General features: G+C 43.5%; 22 protein-coding genes and 1 pseudogene. 15 read left to right on the top strand and 8 right to left on the bottom strand.

Going from position 1 to position 21,711, the window contains the following annotated elements:
* Positions 1 to 97: 97 nt before the first annotated feature.
* The gene (gene crcB / locus QUA78_RS18300) at positions 98 to 496 is read right to left on the bottom strand and encodes a fluoride efflux transporter CrcB (RefSeq protein WP_333304085.1); all 399 of its coding nucleotides are present in this window, start codon (positions 494 to 496) and stop codon (positions 98 to 100) included.
* 128 nt (positions 497 to 624) lie between these two features.
* Here crcB and QUA78_RS18295 point away from each other — a divergent pair, with 128 nt between their 5' ends.
* The 7 genes from QUA78_RS18295 to QUA78_RS18265 all read left to right on the top strand — a co-directional run bounded on the left by QUA78_RS18295 (position 625) and on the right by QUA78_RS18265 (position 7,108).
* Positions 625 to 1,254: a macro domain-containing protein gene (locus QUA78_RS18295; protein ID WP_333304084.1), complete on the top strand. Its 630-nt coding sequence runs from the start codon at positions 625 to 627 to the stop codon at positions 1,252 to 1,254.
* A gap of 381 nt (positions 1,255 to 1,635) precedes the next feature.
* Positions 1,636 to 2,241 (top strand): hypothetical protein, encoded by a 606-nt coding sequence (locus QUA78_RS18290; RefSeq protein WP_333304083.1) that lies wholly within the window; start codon positions 1,636 to 1,638, stop codon positions 2,239 to 2,241.
* 163 nt (positions 2,242 to 2,404) lie between these two features.
* Entirely contained in the window at positions 2,405 to 4,192 is a 1,788-nt protein-coding gene (gene aspS, locus QUA78_RS18285; RefSeq protein ID WP_333304082.1) for an aspartate--tRNA ligase, read from the top strand.
* 120 nt (positions 4,193 to 4,312) lie between these two features.
* Positions 4,313 to 4,603 carry a hypothetical protein gene (locus QUA78_RS18280; protein WP_333304081.1) on the top strand — a complete coding sequence of 97 codons (291 nt, stop codon included), beginning with the start codon at positions 4,313 to 4,315 and terminating at the stop codon, positions 4,601 to 4,603.
* Positions 4,593 to 5,003 (top strand): putative toxin-antitoxin system toxin component, PIN family, encoded by a 411-nt coding sequence (locus tag QUA78_RS18275; protein WP_333304080.1) that lies wholly within the window; start codon positions 4,593 to 4,595, stop codon positions 5,001 to 5,003. Before QUA78_RS18280 ends, QUA78_RS18275 begins: the two co-directional genes overlap by 11 nt.
* Before the next feature lie 189 nt (positions 5,004 to 5,192).
* On the top strand, positions 5,193 to 6,305 hold the full coding sequence (locus QUA78_RS18270) for an AAA family ATPase (RefSeq protein WP_333304079.1): 1,113 nt from the start codon (positions 5,193 to 5,195) through the stop codon (positions 6,303 to 6,305).
* On the top strand, positions 6,302 to 7,108 hold the full coding sequence (locus QUA78_RS18265) for a DUF3226 domain-containing protein (RefSeq protein WP_333304078.1): 807 nt from the start codon (positions 6,302 to 6,304) through the stop codon (positions 7,106 to 7,108). Before QUA78_RS18270 ends, QUA78_RS18265 begins: the two co-directional genes overlap by 4 nt.
* 43 nt (positions 7,109 to 7,151) lie before the next feature.
* Here QUA78_RS18265 and QUA78_RS18260 read toward each other — a convergent pair whose 3' ends face one another.
* Positions 7,152 to 7,385 carry a hypothetical protein gene (locus QUA78_RS18260; protein ID WP_333304077.1) on the bottom strand — a complete coding sequence of 78 codons (234 nt, stop codon included), beginning with the start codon at positions 7,383 to 7,385 and terminating at the stop codon, positions 7,152 to 7,154.
* 167 nt (positions 7,386 to 7,552) lie between these two features.
* On the opposite strand from QUA78_RS18260, the gene QUA78_RS18255 reads away from it, so the two are divergent.
* Together QUA78_RS18255 and QUA78_RS18250 are read left to right on the top strand one after the other, a co-directional pair.
* Positions 7,553 to 7,759, top strand: coding sequence for a ribbon-helix-helix domain-containing protein (locus QUA78_RS18255; protein WP_333304076.1), 207 nt, complete (start codon positions 7,553 to 7,555; stop codon positions 7,757 to 7,759).
* 118 nt (positions 7,760 to 7,877) lie between these two features.
* Positions 7,878 to 8,087: a ribbon-helix-helix domain-containing protein gene (locus QUA78_RS18250; protein WP_333398951.1), complete on the top strand. Its 210-nt coding sequence runs from the start codon at positions 7,878 to 7,880 to the stop codon at positions 8,085 to 8,087.
* Between the two features lie 57 nt (positions 8,088 to 8,144).
* On the opposite strand, the gene QUA78_RS18245 is transcribed toward QUA78_RS18250, so the two are convergent.
* On the bottom strand, positions 8,145 to 8,378 hold the full coding sequence (locus tag QUA78_RS18245; protein ID WP_190663608.1) for a hypothetical protein: 234 nt from the start codon (positions 8,376 to 8,378) through the stop codon (positions 8,145 to 8,147).
* Positions 8,379 to 8,383: 5 nt separating this feature from the next.
* On the opposite strand from QUA78_RS18245, the gene QUA78_RS18240 reads away from it, so the two are divergent.
* From QUA78_RS18240 to QUA78_RS18220, 5 genes are all read left to right on the top strand, one after another.
* Positions 8,384 to 8,584, top strand: coding sequence for a hypothetical protein (locus tag QUA78_RS18240; RefSeq protein WP_333304074.1), 201 nt, complete (start codon positions 8,384 to 8,386; stop codon positions 8,582 to 8,584).
* A gap of 16 nt (positions 8,585 to 8,600) precedes the next feature.
* Positions 8,601 to 8,819: a helix-turn-helix transcriptional regulator gene (locus QUA78_RS18235; RefSeq protein WP_333304073.1), complete on the top strand. Its 219-nt coding sequence runs from the start codon at positions 8,601 to 8,603 to the stop codon at positions 8,817 to 8,819.
* A 117-nt stretch (positions 8,820 to 8,936) separates the two neighbouring features.
* The gene (locus QUA78_RS18230; protein ID WP_333398950.1) at positions 8,937 to 10,127 is read left to right on the top strand and encodes a M20 family metallopeptidase; all 1,191 of its coding nucleotides are present in this window, start codon (positions 8,937 to 8,939) and stop codon (positions 10,125 to 10,127) included.
* Between the two features lie 131 nt (positions 10,128 to 10,258).
* Positions 10,259 to 11,638, top strand: coding sequence for a P-loop NTPase fold protein (locus QUA78_RS18225; RefSeq protein WP_333303004.1), 1,380 nt, complete (start codon positions 10,259 to 10,261; stop codon positions 11,636 to 11,638).
* Between the two features lie 4 nt (positions 11,639 to 11,642).
* Complete coding sequence (locus QUA78_RS18220) at positions 11,643 to 14,411, top strand: nSTAND1 domain-containing NTPase (RefSeq protein WP_333303006.1); 2,769 nt, start codon at positions 11,643 to 11,645, stop codon at positions 14,409 to 14,411.
* A gap of 141 nt (positions 14,412 to 14,552) precedes the next feature.
* On the opposite strand, the gene QUA78_RS18215 is transcribed toward QUA78_RS18220, so the two are convergent.
* The gene (locus tag QUA78_RS18215; RefSeq protein WP_333303007.1) at positions 14,553 to 15,788 is read right to left on the bottom strand and encodes an RNA-guided endonuclease TnpB family protein; all 1,236 of its coding nucleotides are present in this window, start codon (positions 15,786 to 15,788) and stop codon (positions 14,553 to 14,555) included.
* A 735-nt stretch (positions 15,789 to 16,523) separates the two neighbouring features.
* Here QUA78_RS18215 and QUA78_RS18210 point away from each other — a divergent pair.
* Positions 16,524 to 18,179, top strand: a complete 1,656-nt coding sequence (locus QUA78_RS18210) for a SpoIID/LytB domain-containing protein (protein ID WP_333303009.1) — start codon at positions 16,524 to 16,526, stop codon at positions 18,177 to 18,179.
* Between the two features lie 262 nt (positions 18,180 to 18,441).
* Here the strand turns inward: QUA78_RS18210 and QUA78_RS18205 are convergent, their stop codons facing one another.
* From QUA78_RS18205 to QUA78_RS18190, 4 genes and pseudogenes are all read right to left on the bottom strand, one after another.
* Positions 18,442 to 18,741 (bottom strand): ferredoxin, encoded by a 300-nt coding sequence (locus QUA78_RS18205; RefSeq protein ID WP_333303010.1) that lies wholly within the window; start codon positions 18,739 to 18,741, stop codon positions 18,442 to 18,444.
* A gap of 534 nt (positions 18,742 to 19,275) precedes the next feature.
* Positions 19,276 to 19,578: a ferredoxin gene (locus QUA78_RS18200; protein ID WP_333303012.1), complete on the bottom strand. Its 303-nt coding sequence runs from the start codon at positions 19,576 to 19,578 to the stop codon at positions 19,276 to 19,278.
* A gap of 403 nt (positions 19,579 to 19,981) precedes the next feature.
* Positions 19,982 to 20,632 (bottom strand): annotated as a pseudogene (locus QUA78_RS18195) (IS1 family transposase).
* 492 nt (positions 20,633 to 21,124) lie between these two features.
* A complete protein-coding gene (locus QUA78_RS18190) occupies positions 21,125 to 21,424 on the bottom strand; it encodes a ferredoxin (protein WP_333303013.1) in 300 nt (99 codons plus the stop codon).
* Positions 21,425 to 21,711 lie beyond the last annotated feature (287 nt).

Genomic DNA, 21,711 nt, shown 5'->3' with positions numbered 1-21,711 from the left:
GATATACAATCGACAGACTGATGCTGTAGGGATGGGGAGTTTGCCTACAATTGCATTCTTTTTTTTAACTGGTATTATTTGCACAAAGCGATGTTATCTATTTACCAATTCGTGCTAAAATGATGCCTAACTGAACTGCAATTACTCCTAGTATGGCACTGCCAGCCCAGTAAGAAGCGGCGATGCTGTAAGATCGATCGCGCCACAAGACATTCGTCTCTAAACCGTAAGTTGAAAAAGTAGTATAAGCACCCAAAAAGCCCGTTGCTACCATTAACCGCACTTCCGACGGAATAGTCGGCACTCGTTCAAAAGCGAGGGTAATAAAAAATCCCATAGCCAAGCAACCAGTGATGTTAATAAAAAAAGTTCCGTAGGGAAAAGCCGTACCGAAACGATTGGCAAACCACAAGGTGATATAATAGCGGCTCAAAGCGCCGGCAACGGCACCTAAACTAATTGCGATCGGATGGCGCAGATTCGGGTCTTGCAGCATACAGCTATTAAATATTTACTACTTGATATTGAGATGAATTTTAGATTCAGCGGACTTATGTAAAGTATTGTAGGATTAAATTGGCGATCGCTCTAGCTGTTCGCAATTAAAATTAAGAGAGAGTATTTATGCAAATTGTGCTGGCTACCTTAGACGATGGTTTAGTTAGAGCGTGGGAAAGCACTTGCGGCAGTATGGAAAATGTAAAGATACATCAAAGTTCAATATTTGATGTGAAATGCGATGCTATTGTTAGTCCGGGGAATAGTTTTGGTTTCATGGACGACGGCTTAGATTTAGAAATTTCGGAATATTTTGGAGGTCAGGTTCAAGAACGCCTGCAAAAACTAATTCAAAGTCGCCATCACGGCGAACTCTTAGTAGGAATGGCAGAAATTGTAGACACCGATCATGCTGAAATTCCCTACTTAATAGCTGCCCCTATCATGCGAGTTCCCACAGTTTTAAGAGAAACAGTAAATGTTTATCTAGCAACCCGCGCTATTTTGACTCTCGTAAAATTTGGCACAGTCCCAGATGGAACGCCAGTCAAACATATCATTGAAACTATCGCTATTCCCGGCATGGGTACGGGCACGGGCAAAGTGCCTCCACATATCTGCGCCAATCAAATGAAAGTTGCGTTAGAAGATATCCTCTTATCTCAGTACGAATTTCCTCAATCTTTACTGCACGCTCAAAGATGTCATCACTTGTTATATACGGACGAGAGCGAAGATTTGCAGTTAAAAAATTGAAAGTATTAAATTTGCCCGTTTTGTGGTGTTGAGAAACCAAGTTTATTAGTGTGTGTTTTTTTAGGTATAGAGACTTATCACAAATTTAAGTGCGCTAAACCGTACCTGCAAGTTGGCGGTATCCTACACACGAGAGCAACTTTGGTAGATATAATGTAATAGAACTGAGGTCATTCCAACTAGGTAAGCGCAGATACAAAAGTTGATAAAGCTGGAACAAGAATTGCCTAGTTCTTATTAAATGCCAGAATTCCTTCTGGCGCTACACGTACAAAGTCTGTATAAAAGACCACAATTCCTTCTGGCGCTACACCTACAAAGTCTGCATCCAGGGACTGTGAGATTTTTTCAAAATGTTTACTACCACAGGAGAAGATTGATATGACAGATCCAAAAGTAACCGAGGAACCAATTTTAGAGGCAACTCTCGAAACGACGGAGATCGTCAAAAAAGAGATGCCCGACGCGACTGATGAGGCGATCGCAGAAACTGCGGCGCTGTTTGAAGCAATTAAAAAACGCGCCACCGCCGAAGTGCAAGCAGCGGGCGAACTCACCCGCGAAGCTTATTTAAAAGCTGTGAATAAGGCCTCCGGGGCGATCGAACAAAATAAGGATCTCGCCCACGAGAGAGTCACAGAAGCAGTCAGGCTAATTAAAAAAGAATCTGAGAAAAATTGGCTGGTGGTGGATGCGATTAAAACGCGGGCGCAAGCGCAGGTGCAAGATGCCGGGGAAGTCAGTCGCGAAGCTTATTTGAAAGCAGTGCGACAAGCGCGAGAAGCAGTGGAACAAAATAAATTGATCGAACGCGATCGCATCGAACAAGCTGTTGACCACATTCACACGGAAGCTGAAAAGAATTGGCACGTTATTGTGAGGGAAATTGAGTCGATCGGCACTCGCTTGACGGATGCAGCTAAGTCTGCATGGAACGCGCTGACGGCGTTTTTTGACAAGTCTCACAGCGATCGCGGGGATTCCTAGAAGGACCAGCCGGGGGTTGGGAACTCCCAGCGGGTTGTTAGGGTAGTTAGCTTTGGAATTAATTCCAAAGCTAATGGCGATCGTGGCTGCATTTGCATTCAGCAGAAGTTTCAGGCATACTGCATAATTAAAAAGCTTTATTTTTAGTCCACAACCCCCAATTATGAGAAGTTACTACTGCGGCGAACTGCGAAGCAAACACATCGGAGAGACTGTCACCCTTTACGGCTGGGTGGATCGCCGCCGCGATCATGGCGGGGTGATTTTTCTGGATGTGCGCGATCGATCGGGTATTGTGCAAGTTGTCAGCGATCCTGAACGCACCCCCGATTCCTATCACGGGGCTGAGGCTTTACGCAGCGAATACGTGGTTAAAATTACTGGGCGAGTCACCAACCGCCCCGAAGATTCCCTCAACCCGAAATTGCCTACGGGTGAAGTAGAAATTTACGCTGACGAAATTGAGTTGTTAAATGCGGTTCGCAAACAGTTACCGTTTCAGGTGGCGACTGCGGAGACTGAAAGCGTGCGGGAAGATTTGCGGCTGAAATATCGCTATTTGGACTTGCGGCGCGATCGTATGAGTCGCAATTTGCAGCTTCGCCACCAAGTTGTCAAAGCTATGCGCCGCCACCTGGAAGATGTGGGAGGTTTTATTGAAGTTGAAACACCGATTTTAACGCGATCGACTCCTGAAGGTGCGAGAGATTATTTAGTGCCCAGCCGCGTCAATTTGGGCGAATGGTACGCTTTGCCGCAGTCGCCGCAGTTGTTCAAACAATTGTTAATGGTTTCGGGTTTGGACAGATATTATCAAATTGCCCGCTGTTTTCGCGATGAAGATTTGCGCGCCGACAGACAGCCGGAATTCACACAATTAGACATGGAAATGAGTTTCATGTCTTTAGAAGAAGTTCTCGAATTAAACGAAGGTTTAGTCTCCCAGATTTTCCAAAGTGTCAAAGGCGTAGAATTGCCTCGTCCTTTTCCGCGCTTGACTTACGCTGAAGCAATGGATCGCTACGGTAGCGACAAACCAGACACTCGCTTCGGTATGGAATTAGTCGATGTTTCCGATTTGATGAAAGATTCGGGATTTAAAGTATTTTCCGGGGCTGTTGCTGCGGGCGGAATTGTGAAAGTTTTGCCGATTCCGGGCGGGAATGATGCGATTTCTAACGTGCGGATTAAACCGGGCGGCGATTTGTTTAAGGAAGCCAGCGAAGCCGGGGCTAAGGGATTGGCTTACATCCGCGTGCGGGATAACGGCGAAATTGATACGATCGGCGCTATTAAGGATAATTTGACGGAAGCACAAAAACAGGAATTGCTCGATCGCACTGGCGCGCAACCAGGTCATTTGTTGTTATTTGCAGCAGCCGACGCCACAACTGTCAATAAGACTTTAGATAGATTGCGTTTGTTTGTCGGTAACGAATTGGGATTGATTGACAAAGACAAGATGAATCTGCTGTGGGTGACAGATTTCCCGATGTTTGAATGGAACGCTGACGAGAAGCGTTTGGAAGCATTGCATCACCCGTTTACTGCGCCGCATCCCGACGATATTAACGATTTGAAAACTGCGAGAGCTCAAGCTTACGACTTGGTGTTAAACGGCACAGAAGTGGGCGGTGGTTCTCTGCGGATTTATCAGCGGGAAGTTCAGGAAAAGGTGTTTGAGGCGATCGGCTTATCGACTGAGGAAGCTTACAACAAATTCGGCTTTTTGTTGGATGCGTTTGAGTATGGAACTCCGCCCCACGGAGGCATTGCTTACGGTTTGGATCGGTTGGTGATGCTGTTGGCTGGTGAGGAATCGATTCGCGATGTGATTGCGTTTCCGAAGACGCAGCAGGCGGGTTGTTTGCTGACGAATGCGCCGGCTGGGGTGGATGAGAAGCAGTTGAAGGAGTTGCAAGTGCGATCGACTTATACGCCTAAGTCATAAGTATGTAAAATATCTTGACCATTCTCAATCATCCTTTCAGGGCGGGCTAGAAGCCCACCCCACAATAAAATTCATCTGTTGTGGAACAGGCATCTTGCCTGTTCTTGAGAATGGTGCAAGATGTGTGATAAAATAGAGTTAGAAAAAAAAAACGTTTTCGTATTAACACTTTTTTTAACGGCTATGGCAATAATTACGATTCAAGTTGATGAAACTATTAAGACAGCTTTTGAAGAAGCTAGTCCTAAGACTCAGCAAGAGTTAAGTTCGATTATTCAATTGTTTTTTAGACAAAATTTACACAATAAAACATTAACGCAGGTGATGGCAGAAATTTCCGATCGGGCTATGCAGCGAGGCTTAACGCCTGAAATTTTACAAGACCTTTTAGCAGATAATAATGACGAATAGATTTGTCATTGATACGAATGTTTTAATCAGTGCTTTACTGTTTAAAACCTCAGTCCCATTTCGGGCGATTGAGTTGGCAGAAACACAAGGAATAATTTTATATTCTGAAACGACTTTAAATGAATTAGAGCAAGTTTTGAATCGTAAAAAGTTTAACAAGTATCTTTCTTTGGAAGATCGGCAGTTATTCTTACTAAAATTTATCAGTTCATCTCAATTAGTTTCTATTACAGAAAAAATCACTGTTTGTCGAGATGAAAAAAATAATAAGTTTTTAGAGTTAGCTGTTAGTGGTAATGCCAATGTAATTGTTACGGGTGATTTGGATTTATTGGTATTAACTCCTTTTCAAGGAGTCGAAATTGTTACTCCCGATATGTTTATTGAGAGATTTAGTTAATGCCATAATTACATGGCACTTCTTTAGACTAAAAACACTATAATTATCATAGATGTCCTTGCATTTCCCAAGACGCAGCAAGCGTGCTGTTTATTGGCGAATGCGCCGTCTGATGTGGATGAGAAGCAGATGAAGGAGTTGCAAGTGCGATCGACTTATACGCCCAAGTCATAAGCCCAAATCATAATTATGAAACACCTTGACAATTTAACCATTCATCGGTTCCGAGGCCTGCGAGATTTAACCTTGCAGGACTTGGGTCAAATCAACATATTGGTTGGTGGGAATAACTCAGGTAAAACCAGCGTTTTAGAGGCGATATCAACCTATTGTCGCCCCTTAGATCCGCTGGAATGGCTGAACACATCGTGGCGGCGAGAGATTAAATCTTCCCGTAAGCCCCAGCTAGATGCTCTTAGATGGCTGTTTCCTCAAAACAGTGAAGTCTCTCATATCCATGTCTACGAAGGAGAAACTTATGTTTCAAGTACGGGCGATTTTCCTGTAACAGAATTGAGAGCAATTTACCGAGAGTTTGAAGGAGTTTCGGAGTTAGGCGAGGCAGAAAATAGCTCAGAATCTCAACTAGAAATTGAGGAAATAGAATTTAACAATATTCTCCGAGGTGCTGAGTTAGAACTCAAAGTAACAACAACTTTTAGCCCAAATGAATTATCACTAAGTTTTGAAATTTGGGAAAATCAGCGTTTTGTTAATAGAAAAAATCGCTCGACGGCGGTACTACCAATTGATACAGTAACACCGTTTTCTCACCGAATAGAACAGTTACAAATTAGCTTGCTGTCAGAAGTTATTTTGTTGGGTATTAAGCCCGAAGTAATAAAATTACTTCAACAGATGGATTCAGAAATTACTGATTTAGTAATTTTGTCGCAAACTGGCAAACGTCCCAGCCTCTACATCGATCACAAACGTGTAGGTATTTCGCCGCTTAGTGCTTTTGGTGATGGAGTGCGACGTTTGCTGTTCATTGCTTTAACACTGGTAAAAGTGGAGGGTGGCGTTTTATTAATTGACGAGATAGAAACAGCAATTCATACGGTCGCACTTGGCAGTTCCTTTGCTTGGATTGTGGATTGGTGTCAGCGATTAGACGTGCAGTTATTTGCAACCACCCACAGTTTAGAAGCAATTGATGCGATGTTGGAGGCTAGCAATTCCGAGACAGATTTAGTTCTTTATCGTTTGGAAAAAAAGGAGTCACAAACTACAGCCATCAGACTTGAACGGGGAAGACTGCACAGATTGCGGGAGGATTTAGGTCTGGAGGTTCGCGTGTGAGATATGCCATTATTGGAGTAGAAGGCCCGCACGATCAGGCTTTTGTCGGCAAGGTTCTCAAGCTTTTGGGTTTTAAAGATTTTCGGGAAGAGTGGGATAAATTGGATAAGTTGACAAGATTGGATATGTCAAAAGAATTGGAGAGTAAATTCGATAAATTCTGGCACAAATTTATTCCTAAGTATCCCAAACAAGGAAGCTTGTACAAACGTCTTAATATGCCTTCTATTCTCTTCACAGAGAGCCTATCGGTAGCAATTTATGAAGGCGAAGGAAGCAATATTGTGACTAATTTAGATGACATTTTGTCTGCTAATTCTGAGTATCAAACAAACTTGGCAGCATTCGGGATAGTTGCCGATTGTGACAAATCAACTCCCGATCGCATTGTCGCAACATATTCTAACAAGTTCCGCAGTTATTTTCCTAATTTTCCAGTTAACCCTGGTGTTGTAAATACTAATAGCCCGCGTACAGGAATATATGTTTTGCCAGACAATCAGCAGCAAGGTGTTTTAGATACTTTACTGTGCGAGTGCGGACAGATAGCTTATCCCGCGTACATGGAGAAAGCTAGTTCATATCTAAATGAGTTCTCACAATCAGATATAAAAGCTTTAAAATGGAAAAATTTCGATCAACAAAAAGTTTTAGTTGCTACTGTTGTCAGCGTTCTCAAACCCGGCAAAACTAATACAGCAAGTATTGCTGATAATAATTGGGTCAGCGAACAGACGCAACAGCAGGTTCCTGCTTTGGCAAATTTTATTGAGTTTTTGAGGCAACTTTTGGAAGTGAGTTAATGGACGATCGCACTTTTTCAATTCATGCGATCGCCCTCAAAGATTACTCTTTCGAGTAACGGGTTAAAATCCGAATTACCTCACCCGCTAGAGGCGATGGTAGAGGCGGGCTCCATTCCCCAACTTCTGCAAAACCTAAAACGTGCAACAGATGCACGATGCTGTCTACCGCTTTGGGAACGCCACACAACAGCAAACGAATTGGTTGTTTACCTTGAGGTACGTCAGGAATTTCTTCCCGGAGTAGTTCGGGAACTGACTTTGGCGGTGATATCATAGAGTTTCCTCCTAAATATGGGAGTTCAAGCCCCCACCGAACGATCGTGAGTCTGAGCGGTGGGGGTTTGGTTTTTGGGTGTTTAGATTACTATAGCATAAACTAGATTGTGGTGTGCTACCTTGGCTTAAAACTTTTCTAAAAAATTTGCAGTCAGCTAAAATGACATGGTGAACACGCTACCCCCAAACAATGTGAGTCCTGCAAAATCTCCTAGAGTTGCCTTTTACCCGCCACCCGAAATCAAGGAGAAGTTAGAAAAACTGGCGAGTATTGAGCGTCGTTCGATTTCCCAAATGGCATTACTTTTGGTGGAAGAAGGACTCGAAAGAGCGCAGAAGGAAGGCAAGTTTAATGAATCGAAAGACCATTAAACTATCAACTACCACTGCGCGCGATTGCTCTCAACTGCCTGCGTGTCCTGCCGTGTACTTTGTTTTGGACGGTGACGCAGTAAGGTACAATAGGGCAGTAAAAGCACAAATAACAGCCTTGCCAGCAAAACTCCCCAGAATAGTTGTATATCTTCCAGAAGAACTTAAAGCAGACCTAGAGCGGTTAGCAAAATCGCATTATCGGCCGGTCTCGAATATGGTGTTGACATTAATTCAAGAAGCAGTAGATGAGGCTAAATCTGAGGGGAGAATTCAAAGCGAAGATCGATCGCAGCAACAGAAAAGCGACAGCAACGAACAAGACTGATTTTGGATGAAAAAAGGACGATCGCACTTTTTCAATTCATGCGATCGCCCTCAAACATTACTCTTTCCAGTAACGGGTTAAAATCCGAATTACCTCACCCGCTATCGGCGATGGTAGAGGCGGGCTCCATTCCCCAACTTCTGCAAAACCTAAAACGTGCAACAGATTAACGATACTGTCTACCGCTTTGGGAACGCCACACAACAGCAAACGAATCGGTTGCTTACCTTGAGGTACATCAGGAATTTCTTCCCGGAGTAGTTCGGGAACTGATTTTGGCTGTGATATCATAGACTTTGAATTACACGAATAGTGGAATTGCGATCGCCCTCAAGTTTTCCAGGCCAGGGGCGATCGCTTTTCCGTTTGTACATCCTCAGTCTAGTTCAATCGCTGCCGTTTGTCAATCGTTGCGACAAAATAAATGGTCGCAGCGACAACTTAAGGGAGAGTCAAGGTTGCAGAATGGTAACATCAGCTTGCAAAGTTATGGCTAGCAGTTGAGCATCAGCAGTGATCCGTTGGAAATTGGCAGTTGTGATGGCCGATCGCAATATCAGCAATAAAGAATTGGCTGCTTTAATTGGGATGCACCCCACTTCTGTGTCTAAAATCAAAACCCGCCGCCGACTCACCAGAATTGACGAAGCAACTCTCAGCGCTTTGTGCAAAGCACTGAACTGTCAACCGGGGGATTTAATGGTTTATGAAGAGGACAATCCAGATCTCTAAAAAAAATATTCTTGTGGAACAGGCATCCTGCCTGTTCTTGAGAATGGTGCTTGATGCGGGTTCAACCCCAAGCATCTGCGTTACCCTAGTTAATTAACGCACTCCCCAACTAAATTCATGCTTCCCCGCATCAAAGAATTAGCCGCCACCCTAGCACCCCGCTTAATCGAAATTCGCCGCCACATCCACTCCCACCCCGAACTCAGCGGCCAAGAATATCAAACCGCCGCCTACGTAGCCGGAGTTCTCGCTTCCAGCGGAGTCCGGGCGATCGAAGGAATCGGCAAAACAGGAGTGCTCGGCGAACTCAAAGGCAACAGCAGCGAGTCCCGCTGGCTGGCAATTCGCACCGATATGGACGCTTTGCCGATTCAAGAACGCACTAACTTAGAATTTGCCTCCCGCAACGAGGGAGTCATGCACGCCTGCGGCCACGACATCCACACCACCGTCGGTTTGGGCGCAGCCATGATATTGTCTCAGCTAGGGGAAAAATTGCCCGGTCACGTCCGCTTCTTGTTTCAGCCGGCGGAAGAGATTGCCCAAGGTGCTCAATGGATGATTAAAGACGGGGCGATGCAAGATGTTGACGGCATCCTCGGAGTGCACGTTTTTCCGACGATTCCCGGCGGTTGCGTCGGTATCCGCCACGGGGCACTGACGGCGGCGGCAGATGACATAGAATTGATTGTGATGGGCGAATCCGGCCACGGTGCGCGTCCCCACGAGGCGATCGACGCAATTTGGATTGCTTCTCAGATAATTACCACTTTGCAGCAGGCAATTAGCCGCACGCAAAATCCTTTGAGGCCACTGGTTTTGACGATCGGGCAAATTAACGGCGGACGAGCGCCGAACGTGATTGCCGATCGAGTAAAATTACTGGGAACCGTGCGATCGCTCCATCCAGAAACCCACGAAAAACTGCCGGCTTGGATCGAACAAATTGTTTCTAGCGTCTGCGCGACTTACGGCGCTAAGTACGAACTCACCTACAAGCGCGGAGTACCCGGAGTCCAAAACGACCCAAAACTCACGCAATTAGTCGAAACTGCGGCTTTAGAAGCTTTAGGTCGATCGCGCGTCCAAATTTTACCAGAACCATCCCTCGGCGCGGAAGATTTTTCCATGTACTTAGAACACGCACCGGGAACCATGTTTCGCTTAGGAGTGGGACTGACTGACAAACCGAACTATCCCCTCCATCACCCGCAATTTGAGGTCGATGAAGCCTCCATTGTGACCGGCGCTGTCACCTTAGCCTATGCGGCCTACCAATATTGGAAACAGCATCCAGGTTCACACTAATAGTCTTCGACGTATGGGTGGTCAGCTAACTAACCGTAGGGTACTTAGCGGCAAAAATTTTTAGTCTCTGGTAAAAACATTTAGCCCTGACCCACCCTACAATAACTACAAAAACTAATTTAGAAAATTTTATGAACCTAGATTTCGATCGATTCTGCGACGCCTGCAACCCTAGTCACTCCCTGGTGTTGGGCAATGCCGAAGATCAGCGCTACTACATTGATTTTGCGGAGGTGCGCGGCGGAAAAGTTATTAACATACTCAAACGGACAATTACCCGTCTGGCACGAGATAAACCGACTTGCCAATTGTTTACCGGACATATTGGTTGTGGCAAGTCTACTGAATTGTCGCGACTGGAAAAAGAGTTGACAGATGAGGGATTTCATGTAGTTTACTTCGAGTCAACACAAGACCTCGATGAAATGGATCTCGATTTGACAGATATCATGTTAGCGATCGCACGGCGAGTCACCCAAAGCTTGGAAGAGGGAAAAATTTCCTTGCAGCCCCAGGGTTTTAAAGAATTCTTAAAAAATAGTTGGAATTTTTTACAAACCCCTGTGACCTTAGAAGCTGAAGGAGAACTTTTTGGCAGCAAATATAAGGGCAATACAGACGGAAATCTGGAAGTCTCTCTGCCTTTAGGCATCGCCAAAATTACTGCCAAAACCAAAAGTGATCCCGACTTGCGATCTAAATTGAGACAGTACATGGAACCGCAAGCTAATAAAATGTTAGAACTGATTAATAAAGAAATTATTGATGTAGCAATTAATCTGCTAAAGCAGCGGGGTAAAAAAGGATTGGTGGTGATAGTTGACAACTTAGACAGGATAGTTTCTCGACCCAATGCAGCGGGGCGACTGTTGCCAGAATATATTTTTATTGACCGGGGCGATCAGTTGCGACAACTGAATTGCCATTTAGTTTATACCCTGCCGCTGGGATTGATTTTTGGCAATGAAAGCGAGATTTTGAAAAATCGCTTGGGGGGCGGAGTTGACCCGAAAGTTTTGCCGATGGTACCAGTAAAGAATAGAGACGGCAGCGAATTTGTTGAGGGGATGAATTTGCTGCGGCGCATGGTGATGTCGCGGGCTTTTCCCGATGTGCCAACCGAGGAACATATCAGATTAATTGCCGAAGTTTTTGACAGTCCTGAAACTTTAGATGAATTGTGCCGAGTCAGCGGAGGTCATCTGCGAAACTTGATGGGGATGCTGTTTGGTTGCTTGCAGCAAGATGACCCTCCCATTTCGCAAAATGTGTTGAAATCAGTGATTCGCAGTTCCCGCGACACTCTGAGGAATGGCATTGATAATGATGAGTGGGAATTACTGTTTAAGGTGGTGAAAGAACAAAGCATAAATGGAGATAAAGAATACCAAGATTTGCTGCGAAACCTGTGGGTTTTTGAATATGTAGACCCTCAAGGAAATTGGTTTGCGTTGAATCCGCTGTTGATGGAAACTGACAAATTTAAGCTGTGGCAGCAGCAAAATTATTGAAATTATGGTAAACTCAAATCCCGCCGAAGATATTGTAGCCGAAAATGAGCGATCGCTCTCTACTTTAGTAAGGACGATCGCCCGCTTTCAAGGAAAGTTTTCTTTAACCATAGTGCGCTGCAATTATGCTAGCTTGCGTTCTGCAATGCTACAAAAGCTGCGCGATCGCTCGACTGTTGAATATCAAGAATTAGTCCTCGAACCTGCGACTAAAACACTTTATCAAACCATTCTCAATGCCGTCCAAGAGCAACCGCCGAAAGCTTTGATAGTTGTTGGTATAGAATCGGTGGTTGCTATTGATGACCTGCTAGCTGGGGCTAATAGAGCGCGAGACCAATTCAAGCAAGATTTTGCTTTTCCGTTGATATTATGGGTGATGGATGCTGTACTGGATAAATTTAGTCGATCGGCTAACGATCTGAAGTCTTGGGCTCCTCCTCCAATTCAGTTTACCATGCCGCCCGATGATTTGATGAATTTGTTGCAACAACAAGCAAGTCAAGCTTTTGCTGATGTTGATAATTTCAAATTAGATGACTGTGAAATTGAGTCGCTGGAAAATGATCTGCTAAATGCAGCATTAAACGAGGAATTGCAAGCTAGTTGGCAATTTATTCGGGGTTTAGTTGAAGTTAAGAAAAATCAAATAGATTCAGCACTCGAACATTATCAGCAAAGTTTGACATTTTGGCAGCAAAATTGCCACTTAGAAAGACAAGGAATTGTCTGCCATAAAGTTGCTCAAGCTTACAACCGCAAAGCTGAATTGCACCGGGCAGGAAATCAAGGTTATTGGCAAGAAGCTAGAAAGTATTTACAGCAATCTCTGGATAGTTTTGAGCAAGCACAGCGACATGATTTTGCTGCGAAATGTATTAGCGAACTTGGGGAAGTGCTGCGACTTTTACAAGCTTGGGAAGAGTTGGAAATTATAGCTGAAAAAGCCTTAGAAATTCACAAAATTTACGGCACTTCGAGTCAAGTAGCTGAAGATTACGGCTTTTTGGCTGAGGTGGCGCTGCAACAATCTCAGTGGGAAAAAGCTTGCCAATCGACTAAGTTAGCATTGTCGGTTTTGCAACAAGCAGGAATCAATAAAAAAGAGACGGGTTTGTATCTGCTACTTTTGGCAAAAGCGCAGCGAAATCTCACTCAACAGTCGCAGGCAGTTAACAACTTAGAAGTAGCTAAAGAAATTACACAGCCTCAAGATGACGTGCAGCTTTATCTGAGGATTTTAGAAGAGTTGAGAACTCTCTATTTTGAGCAAGGCGAATATTTAAAAGCCTTTTACATTAAACTCGAACAACAAGCAGTTAAAAGCAAATATGGGTTGCAAGCTTTTATCGGTGCCAGCCGCTTGCAGTCGCCGCAACGAATAATTGACATCGGTTTAGAATCCGGTAAGTCAAAAGCTGAAATTGTTGAGGAAATTGAAGCAGCTTCCGGGCGATCGCGCGATATTAAAGAGATAAGTAAACGGATAGGTACACCTGCTTGCAAGCTGACGATCGTTCACGGACAATCTGGGGTAGGAAAAAGTTCGATAATTCAGGCATGGTTAGTTCCTGCACTGCAACTGACAACTTTTGAAGCGCGGGACATATTGCCTATTTTATTGCAATCATATCATGATTGGGTGAGGGATTGCGGTGAGTCTTTGAAAGCAGGAATTGAACAATTAAAAGCTGTGAAGTTGCCAGGGGCGATCGACACCCCAACAGCTATTTTAAAACAGTTGCAACTGAATCAAGACCGTAATTTATTAACTGTATTAATCTTTGACCAGTTTGAGGAATTTTTCTTTGCTTATCGAGATCCAATTGGTAGGCGAGAGTTATATGATTTTCTGGCTGAATGTTTAAATCAGATTAGCGACCTCAAAATTATCCTGTCGCTGCGGGAAGATTATCTTTTCTACTTGTTAGAGTTCAATCGCGCCACCAATTTATCAATTATTGATAACGACATTCTCACGAAAAAAATCTGCTATTACTTGGGAAATTTCTCAATTTCAGATGCCAAAGCTATTGTTCAAACATTAACAAAAGGATCTCAATTTTACTTGGACGATGATTTGGCAAACGCACTGGTAGCAGATTTAGCAGGTGAAGTGGGAGAAGTACGGCCGATCGAACTGCAAATCGTGGGAATGCAACTGGAAAAAAGGCAGATTACTCGACTGAGTGAATATCAACAACTTGGCAGTCAGGCTAAGGTCAAACTGGTTAAGGAGTTTTTAGATGAAGTTATCGCAGATTGTGGTAAGGAGAATAAAGATATTGCCAAAGTTGTCTTATATTTACTGACGGATGAAAAGGAAACTCGTCCTCAGAAAAATTTTGCTGAATTAGCAGCAAATTCACGAATAGAGTTAGTAGAATTAGATTTAGTTTTAGAGATGATCGTTAAATCGGGATTGGTATTAGAAGTGCCGGGAACTCCGAAACGCTACCAACTTGTTCACGATTATTTAGTGCCTTTTGTCCGCCAATGGGACAAGGCTAAATTACCAGAAATAAGGGAAAAATTTGAGGAGGTTAAAGCTTTATATCAGAGCGCAAAAGAAATCCAAAAAAATTGCGAGCAACAACAAGAGCAATTAGAAGAGCAATTAGAAGAGTCGTCAGCAAGAATAAATAGAAGTTTCAAAATACAAGAGGAATCAGAAGAGTTGTTAGCAAGAATAAATAGAAATTACAAAATTCTGGTTATTTTTATTATTATTAATATAATTATGTTAGCATTAGAGTGGTCGATATCATTATAAGGGGAGTAGCGTAACAACAACTAAACCAAGCATAGAAATTGATAAAATTAGAGCGATCGGCAAGTGATGCTTTGAGACTGTTTGAGTTGGGAAATAATCAAATAGAGCGATCTAACACGCAAGCTGATACAAGAATGTGAACTACCCGCCACTAACCGCAAGCGGCTTGATGGGGGCTTCTGTACTCACAGGCGAATGCCTCAAAACAGACTGACGCCCGCTATGAGGTCTTACTTCCCCTCCTACAGCAGAAACGGCTGTTCCATCCGTCTGTAGCATTCTGATTCCTTCTGTTCTAATATTTGCAGCAGCGTTTCCATCTCGATCGTGATGAGTGCCACAATGGGGACAAGTCCAGTCCCTTACATCGAGCGGCATTTCATCTATTTGATAGAAACAATTAGAACAGAGTTTGGAACTAGGGAACCATCTATTTATCTCTACTAACTTTCCACCCTTACGTTCTAATTTATAGGCTAGAAAATTAGTGAATATTCCCCATCCACAATCAGATATTGCTTTAGCTAAGTTATGATTTCGCACCATGCCTTTGACATTAAGATTCTCTACTACGACAACTTGGTTTTCGTTGACTAGCTTATGCGAAAGCTTGTGTAGAAAATCTTGACGTGCGTTTGATACTCGCTCGTATACCCTAGCGGCTATTTTTTTTGCTTTGAACCTTGAGTTACTACCATCTTCTTTTCTGGCTAATTTTTGCTGTTTCCTCTTGAGATTTTTTTCATGCACAGCTAAATGTTTGGGATTGCTATATTTAGATACTTTCTCTCCATCGTGAGTTACGGCAAAGTCCTTAACGCCTAAGTCAATACCTATTACATTGCCCTCAGTTGAACTCCGTGGCTTTTCTCCCTCTGTCTCAACTACTATCGAGGCAAAATATTTTCCAGCAGGTGTTTTGCTCACGGTAACGGTTTTCACTTTTCCATCAATCTGTCGATGAATCTTAGCTCTCACTTCCCCGACTTCACCAGGAATCTTAATAGTGTTATTGGCTAATATTTTGACGTTTTGGGGGTATTGAATAGATTGCTTACTTTTCTTGGACTTGAATCTTGGAAATCGGCTTCGACCCTGAAAGAAATTTTTATAAGCTGTAACTAATTTGAGAGTAGTAGCCTGCAATACCTGACTGTAGCAATCAGCCAACCAAGATGTTTCTTCTTGTTTCTTGAGTTTGGGCAATAGGGCATTTAGCGCTACTTGTCCTATTCCTTTACCTGTTTCTTTGTAAGTCTCGATCGACTTATTTAGGGCAAAATTCCACCACCAACGCGAACAACCAAACGCTTGAGCCAATTTTTGTTCTTGGCTTTGCGTTGGATAGATTCTAACTTTGATAGCTTGGTGTTGCACGAGATATTTTGACGACTTCTCTATGTTGAATATAAAATTACTGTGTAGCCTTGTCAAGCACAAGGTTGTTTTTCGTTTTTTGGTCGCTCCATACCTTCGTAACTTTGGGGATATCGGGGAATTAATTCCCTGGCGGTTGTCTGGTTAGAGGTTATTTCTCGACAGGATTCCCTGACAAAATTTTCATGACTTTTCATAGATATATCGCCTTCAATACTCTCTTTAAAGTAGTCGTAGGGTGCATCGCGACAGAAAATCCCCAACTTGCATATCGACTTTTCTAGTAGGGACGCACCTGTGCCTAAAGTTTGGATAGTTTCAGGGCTTACTGATACGGGGCTAGAAACCGGGTTTCTACGAAATTTGGCGGACAGGAACGAGAAATCTACGAAGAAACCCGGTTTCTGAGAGCACAATCCTGTTTGCAGTGGTTGCTATAAACCTTAGCGTGTAACAGAATGTAAAGTGATCGCAAAAATTGCGATTCCTACATTTCACCCGCAATGACAGATTTACCGCATAGAGCCCAGAAACCGGGTTCTTTACGAAAATAGTTCGTTGCAGCCCGCAGATTCGGTAAAAAACCCGGTTTCTTTGGTCTGGCGTAAGTCCTGACTTAACTGAATTCTGCCAATTAAACCAGCTTATCTTCCGCAATTCCCCTATACCAGCGGCCAAATGTGCTAACGTACAATCAAAAATCCCCCAATTTCAACTATCGCGAGACAGATAACCGTGTTCGCTCAAGCACCTCCCACTCCCAATTACAAATGGTTTAGCTGCATTTCTAGCACTGTTTTCACCGCATTGTGCCTGTTGCCCATTTTCAGCGCTGCGGGATACGCCCAAACTCCCCAAAATAGACCGATCAAAATTGGCGTAGTGCAGCGGTTTGGTACCAAAGCAACCGACAAACTGACGCTGAAAGCATTACCGGGCGACAGCTTAACATTGAGTTACAAAACTCCTCAAGGCATAGAAACCAAAACGGCTGCTAGCGTCAAGTTAGAAATAGCCCCGAAACCGCTGGAAGCGCCATTAGTAGAAGAACGAGTTGTTCTGAGCTCCCACCGCAGTTTCGAGAGTGCGGAAGACAGCGCCAATCAGTGGCGCGCCCAGGGAATAGAAGTAGAAATTGCTCAACCTTTGCGCTGGCAAGTTTGGGCAAAAAGAGATGTTTATAACTCTCCTTTGGTGCGGCGCTGGCTGTTGCAAAGTTTGCAAGCTCAAGGCAATAAAACCGCTTTTTTGGATTCCAAAGTTTTTAAACAAATACCCCAGGCATTTTGGGTTTTAAATGGCTTTCGTTTCAACCGCAATGAGTTGGATGTGACGGCCGGAAAAAATGTGATTGAGGTATTGGAACAAACTACCCATGAGGCGACAGCTACTGAACCTGAAAAAGCTATTCAACAAACTCGCCGTTATGGTGGCAATTTGCGCCTGCAAAAAAATTCTTACGGTACTTATACTTTAGTCAATGAAGTGCTGACGGAAACTTATTTGCGGGGTGTTGTTCCTCACGAAATAGGGGCTTTTTCGCCTTACGCTGCGATTGTCGCTCAAACTATTTTAGCTAGAACCTACGCCCTGAGAAATTTGCGCCGATTTGCTGTGGATAATTATGAGTTGTGCGCTGATGTTAACTGCCAAGTTTATCAAGGTTTGACCGAGGTTTACCCGCAAAGTGATAAGGCGATCGCCCAAACGAGCGGTTTGGTGCTAACTTACGAAAATCAGCTAGTAGACGCGCTCTATTCCGCGTCTAGCGGTGGCGTGACAGCGACTTTTGGCGATGTGTGGCATGGCCCGGAACGTCCTTATTTGCGATCGATCGTCGATTCCCCTAATAATGTCTGGGATTTGTCCAAGCAGAGTTTGTCTGACGAAAACAATTTCCGCCGCTTTATCAGTTTGGAAAAAGGGTTTAATGAGGAAAAAGAAGACACGTTTCGGTGGCGCGAACCAGCTTCTTTGACGGCGATTGGTGGATTTCTCAAACAGTATCTTCAGAAGAAACAGCACCCGCTGGCTAATTTTAAAACTGTCACTCAGGTGGAAGTGGTCGAAAGGTCGCCTGCAGGTCGAGTTTTGAAAATGAAGGTTCAAACTGACTTGGGCCCCATCGATATCGACAAAGACGAAATTCGCAATGCTTTTTACCCGCCGATCAGCACGCTTTTTTACCTAGAACCAATTTACAATCCAGACAAAACTCTCAACGGTTATGCTTTTGTCGGAGGCGGTTTCGGGCACGGAGTGGGAATGAGTCAGACTGGTTCTTACAATTTGGCTAATTTGGGCTGGAACGGATCTCAAATTCTGGGCTTTTATTTTCCCGGCGCTCAAGTTGTGCCGCTCAGCGATGCCATTACATTTTGGGGCCAATAAAATTAAACTCCCAAAATTGAGTGAGGACTTGCGTAAAAACTATCGAATGCAAGCAGGAGCAATGCAATCTCAATGGCGGATTTTTCCGAATCTTTAGCGCAAGTCCTAAAATTTTGAGATTTGAGATTTGAGATTCTCGGCTGAATTTTACGAGTTAACTAAAATCTGCTATCTAAAATCTCAAATTATTCGGTCAGCTATCGCCTCAAACTGCTATTAATCAATAGCTTGGAGTTAGATCGGATTGCTGACGGCCCCCTTTTTAATAGAGCTCTTCTTCTTTGTGAGTTTCTATGGTGCAGTCAGACTGCGGATAGGCGACGCAGGTGAGGATCATTCCGGCCTCGATTTGGTCGTCGTCCAAGAAAGATTGGTCGGATTGGTCAATTGTGCCTGATATGAGTTTGCCGGCGCAGGTGGAGCAAGCACCAGCGCGACAAGAGTAGGGGAGGTCGAGTCCTTGTTCTTCCGCAGCATCGAGAATGTAAGTATCTTCCTCAACCTCAATGGTTTGATTAAGTCCTTCGGCTTCGTTGACGAGGGTAACTTTGTAAGTTGCCATGCACTAAATCCTCTCAAAAATTTAACAAAATTGATAATTTTTCCTAATGCAACCTTCAAGGCTCTATTAGCTTTGAGGTTAGCTCTTAGGTTCGTTCCCTCTATGATAGTAGGGGAAAGAAGCAAAGTTGCAACAGTTATTTACAAAAAATTTGAATGGGATTAGTTATAATTTTTTCTAATTTCATCTTGATTACTTATACCTACTAAAATCGGCGATTTAAATCATCGCCACTACACAAACAAAGTCCGCCTTCGCGGACTAAATATCAGTCGTAAAACTTTTAGATTTTAGACTTTGGATTCTAGACTGGTTTCACCGTTAATCTAAAATCGGCCATTTAAAATCTAAAATTATTTGGTCAGCTATCTGCTCAAACAGTTAGGAATTCATAGCTGAGAGTGACAGACTGCTGGCGGCTTTGTTTCAGTCTTAGACGCAGAAACCCGGTTTCTTAACATAATTGCCGTATTTCAGCTTAATTCTGGAAACGAGAAACCGGGTTTCTTAAGGTATCGCGCGGAGCGTCCTTTTTTAGTACAGCTCTTCTTCTTTGTGAGTTTCTATCGTACAGTCAGACTGGGGATAGGCGACGCAGGTGAGGACAAATCCGGCCTCGAGTTGGTCGTCATCTAAGAAAGATTGGTCGGATTGGTCAACTTTGCCTGCTGTGATTTTGCCGGCGCAGGTGGAGCAAGCACCAGCGCGACAAGAGTAGGGGAGATCTAGTCCTGCTTCTTCGGCAGCATCAAGAATGTAAGTATCGTCATCAACGTCAATGGTCTGGTTAAGTCCTTCGGCTTCGCTGATGAGGGTAACTTTGTAAGTTGTTGCCATGCACTAATCCTCTCAAAAATTCAACAAGATCTATAAGTTTTCCTAATGCAACCTTCAAGGCTTTATTAGCTTTGAGGTTAGCTCTTAGGTTTGTTCCCTCTATGATAGTAGGGGAAAGAAGCAAGGTTGCAACAGTTATTTACAAAAAATTTGAATGGGATTAGTTATAACTTTTTCTAATTTCATCTTGATTACTTATACCTATGTTGGGTTCAGCCGTGTGATACTGTTGCCGCAAGACTTGCGCTAAACAACCCGGTTTCAGGGAAAAATCCTGTTTTGATCCCTACAGCACAAAAACCGGGTTGTTGGTATGGGGTGTGTCGATCGAGTTTCCGCAAGACTTGCTGCAAGGCAAGTCCCAGCCGACGGTGAAATGGGCGTTGCACAATTGAGGGATGATTCAACAAGACAGAGGCACAGTCTTGTGTTTTAGATCGCCAATAACCAGCCGAAGGGAAATTTCTAACATGAATAATGATTTTGAATAACATAAAGTTTTAACGGTGTAGGCGAGATCGATCATACCTCAAACGAGTATTTTCTTCCACCCTCGCCCTATAGATTTTGCTGAATATGTGGTCACAATCGTCAATGAATTAGGGATAAACTACATAACCATCGGTGACCTAAAAAAACACTGCCAGCCCGAATAATTGTCCATAAAGATTTAAATGTTGGAGACGACCGGTCTCCAACAACTTGGGCTAAAATACCTGGAATGCTCTTATTTAGAACAGTCCAGACCCAGAGCTTGTTTGGTTTTTGCCTTTTGTTAAGTCTGTAACTCATCAATCTCAGCCACTTCGGGAATCTCTTCACAATCGGGTTCGGATCGCAGGCTATTCCCCACGGCTCTTACCCAGTTAATCACCGTGTTGTGATTCACTCTCGCGTCAGACGTTCTATCCGCCTAAATCCATTGCTTTCAACATAGAGATGTCAACAATGCCGTTTGACCCATAGCTGAATAACCTAGTTTCGCATATATTTCTCTAAATTGACGACCGCAATCGGAGCAAATATAGTGCAAGTTTTTCCCTTTTTTAGCCATTTTTATTGAGGTTTATGGACTAACATTGAGGACAAATTATATTCAAATTTGATAGACTTTCATCTTCAATCATACCGCATCTGTGCAACCCCGAATAAAGAGGTTAAAAAGCCTGGATTTGGTAATTAACCTGCAAAAATTTAGGACTTGCGCAAAAATGATTGATTTTGGCGATCGCCAGCAGCGACTCTACTATTTCAATCCCGGATTTTTCCGATTTCTGGCGTAAGTCCTAAAATTTTTAGATTTTAGACTTTGGATTCTAGATTGGTTTCACAGTTAATCTAAAATCTGCCATCTAAAATCTAAAATTATTTGGTCAGCTATCTGCTCAAACAGCTAGGAATTTATAGCTGGGAGTGACAGACCGCTGGCGGCTTTGTTGCAGTCTTGGACTCAGAAACCCGGTTTCTTAAAGTAATTGCGCTATTTCAGCTTAATTTGAGAAACCAGAAACCGAGTTTCTGAGGGTATCCTGCGGAGCGTCCTTTCTTAGTAGAGTTGTTCTTCTTGGTGAGTTTCGATCGTACAGTCAGACTTCGGATAAGCGACGCAGGTGAGGACAAATCCAGCCTTTATTTGGTCGTCATCTAAGAAAGATTGGTCGGATTGGTCAACTTCGCCTGCTGTGATTTTGCCGGCGCAGGTGGAGCAAGCACCAGCGCGACAAGAGTAGGGGAGGTCTAGTCCTGCTTCTTCTACAGCATCAAGAATGTACTCATCGTCATTAACGTCAAAGGTCTCGTTAATTCCTTCGGTTTGGTTGATGAGGGTAACTTTGTAAGTCGCCATGCACTAATCCTCTCAAAAATTCAACAAAATTTATAAGTTTTCCTAATGCAACCTTTAAGGCTTTATTAGCTCTGAGGTTAGCTATTAGGTTCGTTCCCTCTATGATAGTAGGGGAAAGAAGCAAGGTTGCAACACTCCTTTACCAAAAATTTGAATGGGATTAGTTATAACTTTTTCTAATTTCATCTTGATTGCTTATACCTATGTTGGGTTCAGCGGTGCGATACTTTTGCTGCCGGACTTGCGCTAAACAACCCGGTTTCAGGGAAAAATCCTGTTTTGAGTCG

The organism is Microcoleus sp. K4-B3 (assembly GCF_036704615.1).
In the GTDB taxonomy this organism is placed as follows: Bacteria; Cyanobacteriota; Cyanobacteriia; order Cyanobacteriales; family Microcoleaceae; genus Microcoleus.
The sequence above is the reverse complement of the archived record's forward strand: the minus strand, read 5'-3'. Positions and strand labels throughout refer to the sequence as shown.